Origin of the sequence: Salegentibacter salarius, assembly GCF_900168265.1 — a bacterium.
GTDB classification, from domain to species: domain Bacteria; phylum Bacteroidota; class Bacteroidia; order Flavobacteriales; family Flavobacteriaceae; genus Salegentibacter; species Salegentibacter salarius.
The window spans coordinates 23,507-36,553 of record NZ_FVZF01000001.1; the positions used below are offsets into that span (position 1 = coordinate 23,507).

Genomic DNA, 13,047 nt, shown 5'->3' on the forward strand with positions numbered 1-13,047 from the left:
CTTGAATAGTATAAAAAAAGAAGATCTAAAAACCATAAGCCTTGTAAATAACAAAGGTAGCGAACTCGAGGTTCTTAATTACGGGGCTGCGGTGCTTAGCTTTAAGATTAAAGATAAAAGGGAGAACCCGGTAAATGTAGTGGTTAGTCCGTGGGCAGAAGATTTTATAACTTCGGTCTACAAAGAACATAACAAATGTTTTGGCGCTTCGGTGGGCCGTTACGCAGGCAGAATTTCCAAAGGAGAATTTAAATTGGATGAGACCACGTATAAACTCTTTGAAAAAGATGATGTGCACTTGCACGGCGGAAAAGAAGGTTTTCAGTATAAAATTTGGGAAATTAAAGAAGAGACCACAGCGCCTAATCCATCTGTGACATTAACTTACCTCAGTAAAGATAATGAAGAACATTACCCGGGAAACCTTGAGGTTGAAGTTAAATATACCCTTACCGAGGATAATGAAGTACAAATAGAATATACCGCACAAACCGATAAAAAAACGGTGATTAATCTTACCAATCATACTTATTTTAATCTAAATGGCGGCGGCAGTATTAGCGACCACTTTTTAAAGATTGAGGCGGAAAAAATTCTAGAGGTTGATGAAAAATTATTGCCTACCGGAAATTTGACAAAACTAAAGAAGCATCCCAAAAACTTTAGTGAGAGTAAATTGATTGGCAACCGAAACCTCGATGATACCTTTGTATTAAAATCTGAGGAAGATGAAGTTGCAGCTAGACTTTTTGCTCCTTTAACCGGAATAAAAATGGAGGTGAAAACCAATCAGAAAGCATTGGTGGCCTACGCTCCAGAAAGCCTTCCAGACGATCTAAATTATCAAACCGAAATTGCTGAAGAATATCCTTCTATCTGTTTAGAGGCACAAAATTTTCCTGATGCACCTAATTTCAGGAATTTCCCTGAGGCCGTATTAAAGCCGGGAGAAAAATATTATAACAGAATTTCATATAATTTTTCGGTTGGTGGTAAATAGGAAGATTAAGAGCTGATGAGGCAATAACTCCCAATTAAAATTTTATATTTAACAAAATTTTATATTAAGCTATGGTTGGAATTTTATCATTCGTTGGTTTCACGCTTTTGGTAGCTATAATTGCCTATTTAGCAACCCGAAAAACCGATGAAAGTACAAGTGATGGATATTTTTTAGGAGGAAGAAGCTTAACTGCAGGAGTAATTGCCGGTTCGGTTTTATTAACCAATTTATCTACTGAGCAAATTGTAGGATTAAATGGCCAGGCTTTTAGTGAAGGTATTTTAGTGATGGCCTGGGAAACCCTAGCAGCCATTGCCATAGTAATTACCGCATTATTCTTATTACCACGCTATTTAAAGGGAGGTTTAACCACCGTACCTCAATTCCTGGAAAAACGATTTGATAAAGGGACTAAAACCCTGGTTTCGGCGCTATTCCTATCTGGCTATATGATTATTTTTCTGCCGATTGTGCTATATTCTGGAGCATTGGCGATTAGCACCATGTTCGGTATTCCTGAAATGTTGAATGTAAGTTCAAGCACAGCCTTATGGTTAACGGTGTGGGGCATTGGTATCATCGGGTCTATTTATGCTATTTTCGGTGGTTTAAAAGCGGTTGCAGTATCAGATACGATTAATGCGATTGGACTGCTGATAGGAGGTTTGCTAATTCCAGTATTCGGACTTATGGCTATTGGAGATGGTGGAATAATCAATGGATTAGAAACTTTAGTAGATGCTAATCCGGAAAAATTTAATTCCATTGGAGGGCCAGATGCTTCGGTACCATTTTCCACAATATTTACAGGGATGATGCTGGTACAATTGTTCTATTGGGGAACCAACCAGGCGATTATTCAGCGGGCTTTGGCTGCTAAAAACCTTCGGGAAGGACAAAAAGGATTAATGCTGGCAGCATTTATTAAGATTTTGGGACCAATAATCGTGGTTTTACCAGGTATTATTGCCTGGCATATGTTCCAGGGCGACCTGGAAAATGCCGACCAGGCTTATCCCGCACTTGTAAATGCAGTGCTTCCACCGGTACTAACCGGATTCTTTGCGGCGGTTCTTTTTGGTGCGATCTTAAGTTCTTTTAATTCGGCTTTAAATAGTTCTGTTACCCTTTTTGGAATAGATATTTATAAACAATATTTCAACCCGGAAGCCAGTGAGGCAAAAGTGGTAAAACAAGGGAAACGCTTTGGTATTTTCCTGGCCATTGGTGCTATGCTTATAGCGCCTTTTATTGCAAATGCTCCACAAGGTCTTTTTGGCTATTTGCAGGAAGTAAACGGTAGTTATAGTATTCCTATTCTCACAATTGTAATTGTAGGTTACCTTACGAAAAGAATTCCGGCAATCGCTGCTAAAGTTGCTATATTTAGTGGTGTTGGTTTCTATCTTATTTATTTAGGTCTTAAATATTTTGTTGTGGGAGAAGATGCCCTGCCACACTATCTTCACGTAATGGCTATTTTATTTGTGTTGAATGTGATCATTATGTTTGTGATCGGGAAATGGAAACCGAGAATTGAACCTTTTATTCTAGATTATACAAGGCAGGTAGATATTCAACCCTGGAAACTGGTAAAACCAGTTGGCCTTGGGATCGTTGTGCTTGTAGTTTTTATCTATGCTTATTTTGCCCAGTAATTTCTGATTAATTTTATTTCGATTTTCTATACTTATGCCTGAACATACTTTAGATTATTACAGTAAGAACGACAAAATGTATGTCGCTACCGACTGTATTATCTTTGGTTTTGATGAAGGAAAACTCAAGTTATTAATCTTTAAAAGACGTGTGGAGCCTCTTAAAGATTCCTGGTCTTTAATTGGAAGTTTTGTAAAGTTAGATGAAGACGTAGATCAGGCGGCAAAACGTGTTCTTAGTGAGATTACCGGTTTGGAGAGCGTATTTATGGAAGAGCTTAAAAGCTATGGGAAAGCTGAAAGAGATCCAGGATATCGTACAATTTCTATTGCTCAATATGCGCTAATCAGGTTAGAAGCATACGATAAAGAACTGGTAGAAAAACACGGGGCGCACTGGTATGAGATTGAAGCATTGCCAAATTTAGTTTTAGATCACAATCAGATGGTAAATGACGCCCTTGGCCGCATAAAACGCGAAGCAAGGTATAAACCTATTGGCTTTGAGTTACTGCCGGAGAAATTTACAATACCACAACTACAACAACTTTACGAAGCTATTTATCAAAAGGAATTGGACGCAAGAAACTTTCGAAAAAAAGTGCTGTCTTTAAATGTTCTGGTGAAATTGGACGAAAAAGATAAGTCTACTTCCCGCCGAGGAGCCTTCCTCTATAAATTTGATTATAAAAATTACCAAAAACTTCTGGAGTCAGGATATAATTTTGAAATCGCTTAATAATCGTTCCTAATTTCAGAACTAATGTTAAGAAAAAACAAAAAAATTATAGCTAAAAAAATTTTTTTTCTAGATAATAATTGTAAAATTTACGTTTATTGAAATTGCTTAACTGATTGTAAAGCGATAGGGATAATTTAGACAACCAACAGTGGAGGTTTCACTGTATCTAGTTAACTCCTAAAAGTTTTGACCAACCTAAAAATTAACAATTATGTATAAAAAGTTTTCAAGAAGGGATGCTTTAAAAAGTATTGCCATAGGTTCAGGAATTTTGAGTATTGGTGGCGTGGCATCTTCTTTTGCTGCTATGAATTATATAGATGAAAATACCCTGCCAGCCAGCCAGAAGAATAATATTAAGCATTCGGTTTGTCGTTGGTGTTTTCAGGATATTCCCTTAGACCAATTTGCCAGGACCTGCGCGAATTTGGGAATTCAGGCTATAGATCTTCTAAAACCTTCAGAATGGGAGACAGTTGAAAAATATGGGTTGGTTTGTTCAATGGCTACAGATGTTTTCGCCGATATTGAAAATGGATTTAATGAACCTAAAAATCATAAAGATCTACAGGAAAAATATAAGGGGTTAATTGATAAAGCTTCAAAACATAATATAAAAAACGTAATTGTTTTCTCCGGAAATCGCCGCGGAATGGACGAGCAAACCGGAATTAAAAATTGTTCAAAAGGTCTAAAACCGCTGCTTAATTACGCGAAAAAGAAAAATGTGACTTTGGTTATGGAGTTACTTAACAGTAAAGTTGATCATCCAGATTATATGGCAGATCATACCGAATGGGGTGTTGCCCTGGCTGAAGAAATGGAAGCTGATAACTTTAAATTGCTTTACGATATCTACCATATGCAGGTAATGGAAGGCGATATTATTGCCACTATTAAGAAGCACCACAAACATATTAATCATTACCATACTGCCGGAGTTCCGGGGCGAAATGAAATTGATGATACTCAGGAACTTTTTTATCCTGCAATTATGAGAGCCATTGTAGAAACCGGTTTTGAAGGTTTTGTTGCGCAAGAGTTTATTCCTACCAATCCAGATGAACTTGCTTCATTAAAGAAAGCGATTGAAATTTGCGATGTTTAAAAGTTGTTTATGAAGAAGATTTTTTATTTAAGCCTGTTAATTAGTCTCGTAACTTTTTTCGGACAAGCCCAGGGAAAAGAAGATGTTTACGTAGATGATAACGGCTTAATGCGTTGGGGTCATAACAACGAAGAAGTCAAAGGTTTTGGAGTGAATTATTCGGTGCCTTTTGCACATGCTTATCGCAGCGGGCAGAAATTAAATATAGATCTAAAAGAAGCTATAGATAAGGATGTTTATCATTTTTCAAGATTGGGCTTTGATCTTTACCGAATTCACGTTTGGGATACTGAAATTAGTGATGAAGAAGGCAATTTAATAGAAAACGAAAATCTTGAATTATTCGATTATTTATTAAAGAAACTAAAGGAACGTGACATAAATTTCGTGATTACGCCCATTGCTTATTGGGGAAATGGCTGGCCGGAGCCCGATGAAGATACCCCGGGATTTTCTAATAAATATGGAAAAGCTGGAAGTCTTATTAAACCTGGCGCTATTAAAGCCCAGCAAAATTATTTGAAGCAATTCTTAAATCATGTGAATCCGCATACGGGTGTAGCTTATAAAAATGAGCCCAACCTTATTGCTTTTGAAATCAGTAACGAGCCGCACCATAAGGGAGAGCCTGAAGAAGTGCAGGAATTTATAGAAAAAATGGTTTCGGCTATGAAAAGTACCGGTTCTGAGAAACCAATTTTCTATAATGTAAGTCATAGTATTCACCTTGCCGAATCTTATTTTGATGCTGGAATAGACGGCGGAACTTTCCAATGGTACCCAACCGGACTCGGATTTCAAAAGGAACTGGAAGGCAATCTTTTACCAAATGTAAACGATTATCATATTCCTTTTAATGATGTAATTGAAGAAAATAACGCGGCAAAGTTGGTGTACGAATTTGATGCTGCCGATGTTATGAAATCTTATATCTATCCGGCGATGGCCAGGAGTTTTAGGGAGGCCGGAATTCAGATAGGAACTCACTTCGCTTACGATCCTACTTATTTGGCGTTTGGAAATACCGAATACAACACGCATTATATGAACCTGGCCTACACGCCCCAAAAAGCCCTGGCTTTAATGATCGCGGGAGAAATTTTTCACCAGGTTCCTGTAAATAGTGATTTTGGTGTTTATCCAAAAAACCTGGAATTTCAGGATTTTGAGATCGATTATGAAAAAGATCTGGCGGTATTGAATTCTGAAGAAAAATTCATTTATACGGATGCGAATAAAATTCAGCCAAAATTCTTAAGGAACCTGAAGCAAGTTGCTGGTTTTGGGAATTCTGAAGTGGTTAAATATGAAGGAAAAGGCGCGTATTTTCTGGATAAATTAGAAGATGGAGTTTGGCGGTTAGAAGTAATGCCCGATGCTATTTTGGTAGATAATCCTTTTGGGAGCAACAGCCTTGAAAAAACCCTTGCGGTGATCAAGTGGAATGAATGGAAAATGAGTTTAGAGCTTGCCGGTTTAGCCGATAATTTCACTTTAGAGGCTTTAAACAAAGACAATGAGTTTATTCCGGAAATTGAAGGTAAATCCTTTAAAATTCGTCCGGGAACTTATCTATTGAAAAATAAGGATACTGAATTTGATAAAAATTCAAAGCTGGATCTAAGATTTGACCTGGAAGAATTCACCGCTCCTGAAACAACAGTAGAAAAAACCTATGTTTTGCATGAGCCTATAAATGAAATCACTGAAAATTCTTTAGCAGAAATCACTGCAGAGATCGTTTCAGATAAAGCAATTGAAAAAGTAGAAGCCTGGTTGCAAAATGGGAATACTTATGAAGCTATTGAGCTTAAGAATAACAGCGTTTACAACTATTTGGCAGAAATTCCCGAAAGTGTATTGAAAAATGGCTTTTTGGAGTATCGAATTATCGTTACTACTAATAAAGGAAAAGAAACTTTCCCTGGCGAAGTTAACGGCAGCCCTGAAGACTGGGATTTTTATTCCGAAGAGGTATATAAGACACAGATTGTAAAAGAGATTAAACCACTTTATATTTTTAACGTTGCAGAAGACGAAGATTATATAGTAGGCGAGTGGAGCCCTGAGAATAAGCTAGTGCCAACTGATAAACCCGGCGAGGCAGAATACCAGGTAAAAGTGGAAAAACTCTTTCAGGAAGATGTTGAAAACCCGAAGGCAGAACCTATTTACGATTATTCGTTTCGCTATAATTTCAGCAGAAAAATTGAGGGACGTAAACCGGAATTGTCATCAAAAGATAAAATTATAATTAAGGCGAGAGCGCTAACTGAAAGCACTGATAAATTGCAACTTGCATTTGTGATGAAAAACGGGGCATCTTTTGGAACTCAAATTGATTTAGATTCGGAAATGAAAACTTACGAAATCGAACTTTCCTCTTTAAAACCGGTTAAAACAGTAAGCTTACCAAGACCTTATCCTTCATTTTTACCTTATTATTTTGAGCATTCTTACGATGGGGATTTTGAGTTGGAAAATGCCGAAGCACTGCAATTTTCTATCGGCCCGGGAATTGAAGATAAGGAGTTGGAAAATCCGCACGGTGTGGGGATTATTTCGGTGAGTTTGGAATAGAGAGATCTTTAAGATAGACTAAAAGTCTTATAATCCGTCATCCTGAATTTATTTCGGGATCTAAGATGAGTATAATCAATTCATGTTAGAAGCTGAAACAAGTTCAGCTTGACGAAGCTAAGGAACATTTTCCTTTCCTACAAACAAAAATGCCTTTTGAAAATTTTCAAAAGGCATTTTTTATCTAATCTAAACAAGAGACTATCCGCATTTGGAAGAGCCGCAATCCTGACAGGTAAGGCAGCCTTCCTGATAGATAAGATTAGAAGAATTACAATTTGTACATTTTTGTTTCTTGGCAACGGTACCATCGGCGATGAAGCGTTTTAGCGCTCTCGCAACTCCGTTTTTCCAGGTGTTTATAGATTCACTGTCTAACTGCAGACTGCTTATTAAATCTACTACCTTTTCAATTGGCATACCGTGTCTAAGCGTGGTAGAGATCAATTTGGCATAATTCCAGTATTCCGGGTTGAATTTATGCGATAAGCCTTCTATAGTTGTTTTGTAACCTCGTTTGTTTTCATATTGGAAATCGTAACGAGAAGTTCCATCTTCATTTCTGGCTTTAATAATAGTCCCTTCAGTCACCCAACGCGGAAGCAAAATTCCTTCTTCATCATCTGCAAAACCAGTAAAGATCTCGTAAGGTCTATCGTCTATTAAGCCAATAAATGCAATCCATTTGTCCTTATTATTCTGGAAACGAACCACATCTGCGGTTAAGCTTTGCGGACGAGTAGTTGGGAATGGCGTATTGTTTTCTTCTTCAGCCTCTTCTTTTTTCTCTTCGTTAGAAATTAGAACTCCAGAACGAGAACCATCACGATACACGGTAACTCCTTTACAACCCGCCTGCCAGGCTTCTAAATATAGTTGGCCAACCAATTCTTCGGTAGCATCATTTGGTAAATTAATAGTCACACTAATAGAGTGATCTACCCATTTTTGTACCGCTCCCTGCATTCTTACTTTACTAAGCCAGTCAACATCGTTAGAAGTGGCTTTGTAGTAAGGAGAAGCTTTTACAAGTTTATCTAGTTCGGCTTGTGTATAATCATCGGTTATTTCGTGGCCGTTTACCTTCATCCATTCTTTAAATCGATGGTGGAAAACCACGTATTCTTCCCAGGAATCGCCAACTTCATCTACAAAATCTACACGGGAATCTTTATCGTTAGGATTTACTTTTCTTCTTCGCTTGTAAACCGGCATAAATACCGGCTCAATTCCAGAACTGGTTTGCGTCATTAAACTGGTAGTTCCAGTAGGGGCAATGGTAAGTAAAGCAATATTACGACGGCCGTATTCCAGCATATCGTAATACAATTTTTCATCGGCCTCTTTAAGTCGAAGAATAAAAGGATTTTCTTTTTCTCTTTCTGAATCAAAAATTCCGAAAGCTCCTCTTTCTTTTGCTGCGTAAACTGAAGCTCTGTAAGCTTCAATAGCGATGTGCTTATGGATTTTTACTGAAAAATCTACACCTTCATCACTTCCGTATTTAATACCTAAAGCGGCAAGCATATCACCTTCAGCAGTGATGCCAATTCCGGTTCTTCTACCTTCTTTTGCTTTGGTTTGAATGTTTTTCCAAAGATTATATTCTACGCCTTTAATTTCATCTCCTTCAGGATCTGCTTCAATTTTAGCAAGAATCGCATCGATTTTTTCTAATTCAAGATCAATGATATCGTCCATAATGCGCTGTGCAGCGGCAATATGTTTTTTGAAAAGTTCGAAATTGAAAGAAGCCTCTTTAGTAAACGGATTTTCAACGTAAGAAAATAAGTTTATAGCTAAAAGCCTACATGAATCATAAGGACAAAGCGGAATCTCCCCACATGGGTTGGTAGAAACCGTTTTATAACCAAGATCTGCATAACAATCTGGCACCGATTCGTTAATTACGGTGTCCCAGAAAAGAATTCCCGGCTCAGCCGATTTCCAGGCGTTATGTACTATTTTTTTCCAAAGCTTATTAGCTTCAATTTCCTTTGTTTTTTTCGGATTTTCGCTAAAAATTGGATATTTCTGAACATAATTGCGATCTTCTTTAACCGAACGCATAAATTCATCATCAATTCTTACAGATACATTGGCACCGGTTACTTTACCCTGCTCCATTTTTGCATCTATAAAATCTTCAGAATCTGGGTGATTAATAGAAACAGAAAGCATTAGTGCTCCACGACGCCCATCCTGGGCAACTTCACGAGTAGAGTTGGAATAACGTTCCATAAAAGGAACAATACCGGTAGAAGTAAGGGCAGAGTTTTTTACGGCAGAACCTTTTGGGCGAATGTGGGAAAGGTCATGCCCAACACCACCACGGCGTTTCATAAGCTGTACCTGTTCCTGGTCTATTTTCATGATCCCTCCATAAGAATCTGAATCGCCATCGTTACCAATTACGAAACAGTTAGAAAGGGAAGCTATTTGGTAAGGGTTACCTATACCAGCCATTGGGCTACCTTGAGGGACAATATATTTAAAGTCTTTAATAAGGTCAAAAACCTCATCTTCACTCATTGGGTTTGGGTAGCGTTGCTCTACACGGGAAATTTCTTTTGCAATTCTACGATGCATATCGTTTGGCGTAAGCTCATAAATATTCCCCTGGGAATCTTTAAGCGCATACTTATTTACCCACACCCGTGCGGCTAAATCATCTCCTTTAAAATACTCCAGGGAAGCTTTAAAAGCCTCATCCTGGCTATACGTCTTAGGAGCGGCGGTAGTAGTGTTCACACCCATATTAATTTTAGATTTTGGATTAGTAATAGTTTCAAGCGGAATGTAAATATAGACAAAGATGTAGAAGAATATAAAATCTTGTTAAAAAAAGTTATCAAACAAAAATTGTTAATAAGCTTATTATCAGTTGAATATGAATTTATCAACATTCGAAAGTTGACAAATTTGTAAAAAAAGAGAATTAAAGTTTGTGCAGGAGTAAATTGCTGAAGCTGAAGTAGAGAAAACTATTTTCTATAGATAACACCGGTAGTTCTCGATTATTTTTCGATTGAATCTGCAAAAATTGTAGAAGATATCTAAGTCTGAAAGTAATGAGAAATTGAAGCTAATCGAAATTATTTTGAAGCGAAAAAGTCGAATTAGTATAAAAAAAAGAGGCTGGTTGAATTAACAACCAGCCAGTCTTTGAATTAACACCTATGAAAATTCAAAATAAAACCTATTTCGTGATGGAATATATTGAATATCCATTCGCCGGAGCTTCAATTGTTACCATTCCGTTTTCATCGGAGGTAGGGGTGTATGTTGAGTTGCCACTGTAATCTAACAGGGTAACGTTATTCCAATTAGTTTGAACGTTTCTACGCTTTGTAGTACTTCCGGTGCTAATATATAGAATTAATCCGGGGTTTTCAGCATTCCCTTCTCTTTTCATTAAATATTCGTCATTATCTACATGAAGTACTTCTACATCACCCACAGCCAGACTGTTATGAATCTCGATTAACTGCTTAATTTCTTCTTTAAAAGCTTCATTTTCGTAATCTGAGTAGAATATTGTAGGATATCCATCGTGTGTTAAAATATAGGCATAAGCCTTCATTTTATTTTCTGTAGCGATGCGATTGTCTTCATTTTCGTCTTTTTCGGTGTCATGATTGGCTACAAAAGTCACAGCTTTATCGGGATTAACCTTACGAAGTGTATTTCCGTCTAAATAATTTAGGTCATCAAAACGATCAAAAGCTTCTTCCATTTTATAGAAAGCAGCAAAATCGAAAGCTGAAACTCCAGTGGCATCAACCCAGTCTACTAAAACATCTGCATTTCCATCAAAATTTTCTCCAACGGCAAATCCGCCAACTTCGTTCATCCAGTCTTCAATTACCCAGGTTCCAAAACCTTTTACGTAATCAAATCGCCAGCCGTCAAAGCCCATTTCATTTTTGTAATATTTCGCGACAGAATTATCATTCTTCCACAGCCAATCCTGTACATAAGGAACATCGTGATCTACATCCTGTTCAGAAAAGAAAAGATCGCCATCATCACTTTGGCTCACATCATTTGGATGAAAATGTTCGTAATTCCTATTGAACATTCCCGAGGCATTTCCATTTTCTTCGTTGAATAGGGTGTAGGTATCCTTTTCGCGATATGGATTGTATTCCAGACCGCCACCCGAATTATGATTTAATACGATATCTGCAATTACTTCCAGGCCAAGGTCGTGAGATTTTGAGATAAGATTTTCCAGCTCTTCGCGAGTTCCAAAACGTGTAGGAACAGTGCCATGCTGATGGTATTCTCCAAAATCAAAATAATCTGAAGGGTCGTAACCCATGGAGTAACCACCAGATTGGCCTTTGGTAGCTACGGGAAGCCATATTCTATCTATACCGGCCTCTGCCCAGCCTTCAACTTTATCTGAAAGGTTATTCCACCATTCAAAACGTGGTTCTACATCCCAGTAGAAAGTTTGCATCAAAACTTTTTGCCCGCTGGAATATTGCGAAAGGTCTAAGGCTTCAGGATCATCAGGAGTTGCTTCAGGTTCTTCTCCACCGGTAATATCATCTGTTCCATCAACAACTTCGTCATCGTCTTTAGAGCAACCTGATACTACTAACAGTAAGCTAAAAAGAAAAGGAAATAAAATTTTAGTTTTTTTCATAATAAATAAGAATTAAAAAGGGCTGTCTGAAAGGTTGCATTTGCGTCAAGCTGAACTGGTTTCAGCTTCTAATATGTTTTGATAATCAAAAACTTAGATTCTGAAATTAATTCAGAATGACGATTTAATAACCTTCCAGGCAGCCCTTAAGTTATGGAGTCTTTATTCTTCTACCTGTGGGATAAAAGTATAACGACCATCAAGAGTGTTGAACCAAACATCGTAAGTTCCTGCGGTTACCGGAATATCTGGTCCGCCAGATGTGGTTTGTCCGCTTACCGGAGTTTCTGACCCCCAGTTAATGTCCCAGGCATCATTAGCTCTAAACTTAGCGAAACCATCAACTAGTTCAATTCCCTGGATATACCAGATATGAGGATTGAATTCAGATTGTGTCATATTCGTATCAGCATCCCATCCGTCAGGAGTTGAATCTCCAATTATTCCAATATTTGTTTGAACATCTGCTGCGCTTTCATCTATTGCTTCCCAGGTATAGGTCATTTCATCAACATTTACCATTAAAGAATAATAAGCATCATCTTCTACCGGGAATGCATTAGGATCTTCACCTAAGATGTCACTATTAGTAAGTTCACCATTAGATAATCCCCATTGTGGTTGCCACTCTGTAGTTTGTAGAAATTTGAAACCTTCTACGTCTGCACCTCCGGCAAAACGGCCCTGGAAGTAGTAGATGTTTTCGTTTTCACCATCTCTAAACAAAGGGGTGTTGTTGTTAGCAGGATCCCAACCGGCTGCGGTGGCATCTCCTACAAGATAAAGTTCCATTTTAGGGGCTTCACCTTCTTCTTCAGCTTCAGGAAGTTCTACATTAACACTTAAGATCTCAGAAAATTCTTCCAAAGCATTTCCTTCACCTTCACCGGCAAAAGCACGTACCTTAAAGTAAATGGTACCTGTATTTGGCATTTCGGTTTCAGGATCGTTATCTAAACCTGCTTCTTCTGCAAGATCCAGCATTTGGCCAATAGTTACACCAAGGTTGTTACTTCCAGTGCTTCCTATTACCATATAGCTATCAAAAGCTTCAGAGGCAGATCCCTGAAGTTCGTAAGAGATCGTGGTAGGAGCTTCAAAGTCTACTTCATTCCAAACAAATCTTTCGGCAAGATTATCTGGATTCCCAGATGGTAACACATAGGTGTTTTGCAAAGAATTGCTAAACTGAATTCCTTCAGGGTCTGGTTGTGCAACGAATACAATATCGTCGTCTTGTGTACACGCGTTAAAACTTAGTAGCGCGACAAATGCTAATAATAAAATTGAAAATTTTTTCAT

At 37.8% G+C, this 13,047-nt stretch carries 8 protein-coding genes; 5 read left to right on the forward strand and 3 right to left on the reverse strand.

Features of this window, described 5'->3' with window-relative positions; all coding sequences use genetic code 11:
* Position 1 precedes the first annotated feature (1 nt).
* From B5440_RS00095 to B5440_RS00115, 5 genes are all read left to right on the forward strand, one after another.
* Positions 2 to 1,000: an aldose epimerase family protein gene (locus B5440_RS00095; RefSeq protein ID WP_070052710.1), complete on the forward strand. Its 999-nt coding sequence runs from the start codon at positions 2 to 4 to the stop codon at positions 998 to 1,000.
* Positions 1,001 to 1,071: 71 nt separating this feature from the next.
* Entirely contained in the window at positions 1,072 to 2,661 is a 1,590-nt protein-coding gene (locus tag B5440_RS00100) for a solute:sodium symporter family transporter (RefSeq protein ID WP_070052708.1), read from the forward strand.
* Between the two features lie 34 nt (positions 2,662 to 2,695).
* A complete protein-coding gene (locus B5440_RS00105) occupies positions 2,696 to 3,400 on the forward strand; it encodes an NUDIX hydrolase (RefSeq protein ID WP_070052704.1) in 705 nt (234 codons plus the stop codon).
* A gap of 214 nt (positions 3,401 to 3,614) precedes the next feature.
* Entirely contained in the window at positions 3,615 to 4,511 is an 897-nt protein-coding gene (locus B5440_RS00110; protein ID WP_070052702.1) for a hydroxypyruvate isomerase family protein, read from the forward strand.
* Positions 4,512 to 4,520: 9 nt separating this feature from the next.
* On the forward strand, positions 4,521 to 7,091 hold the full coding sequence (locus tag B5440_RS00115; RefSeq protein ID WP_070052700.1) for a cellulase family glycosylhydrolase: 2,571 nt from the start codon (positions 4,521 to 4,523) through the stop codon (positions 7,089 to 7,091).
* Between the two features lie 201 nt (positions 7,092 to 7,292).
* On the opposite strand, the gene B5440_RS00120 is transcribed toward B5440_RS00115, so the two are convergent.
* From B5440_RS00120 to B5440_RS00130, 3 genes are all read right to left on the reverse strand, one after another.
* Positions 7,293 to 9,848, reverse strand: coding sequence for an adenosylcobalamin-dependent ribonucleoside-diphosphate reductase (locus B5440_RS00120; RefSeq protein WP_070052698.1), 2,556 nt, complete (start codon positions 9,846 to 9,848; stop codon positions 7,293 to 7,295).
* 442 nt (positions 9,849 to 10,290) lie between these two features.
* Positions 10,291 to 11,745 carry an alpha-amylase gene (locus tag B5440_RS00125; RefSeq protein ID WP_070052697.1) on the reverse strand — a complete coding sequence of 485 codons (1,455 nt, stop codon included), beginning with the start codon at positions 11,743 to 11,745 and terminating at the stop codon, positions 10,291 to 10,293.
* 162 nt (positions 11,746 to 11,907) lie between these two features.
* Positions 11,908 to 13,047: a SusE domain-containing protein gene (locus B5440_RS00130; RefSeq protein ID WP_070052696.1), complete on the reverse strand. Its 1,140-nt coding sequence runs from the start codon at positions 13,045 to 13,047 to the stop codon at positions 11,908 to 11,910.

Excerpts from the sequence above, each read along its gene's own strand:
- B5440_RS00120 (WP_070052698.1), bottom strand. The coding sequence starts at position 9,848 with ATGGGTGTGAACACTACTACCGCCGCTCCTAAGACGTATAGCCAGGAT.
- B5440_RS00100 (WP_070052708.1), top strand. The coding sequence starts at position 1,072 with ATGGTTGGAATTTTATCATTCGTTGGTTTCACGCTTTTGGTAGCTATA.
- B5440_RS00110 (WP_070052702.1), top strand. The coding sequence starts at position 3,615 with ATGTATAAAAAGTTTTCAAGAAGGGATGCTTTAAAAAGTATTGCCATA.
- B5440_RS00130 (WP_070052696.1), bottom strand. The coding sequence starts at position 13,047 with ATGAAAAAATTTTCAATTTTATTATTAGCATTTGTCGCGCTACTAAGT.
- B5440_RS00125 (WP_070052697.1), bottom strand. The coding sequence starts at position 11,745 with ATGAAAAAAACTAAAATTTTATTTCCTTTTCTTTTTAGCTTACTGTTA.
- B5440_RS00115 (WP_070052700.1), top strand. The coding sequence starts at position 4,521 with ATGAAGAAGATTTTTTATTTAAGCCTGTTAATTAGTCTCGTAACTTTT.
- B5440_RS00105 (WP_070052704.1), top strand. The coding sequence starts at position 2,696 with ATGCCTGAACATACTTTAGATTATTACAGTAAGAACGACAAAATGTAT.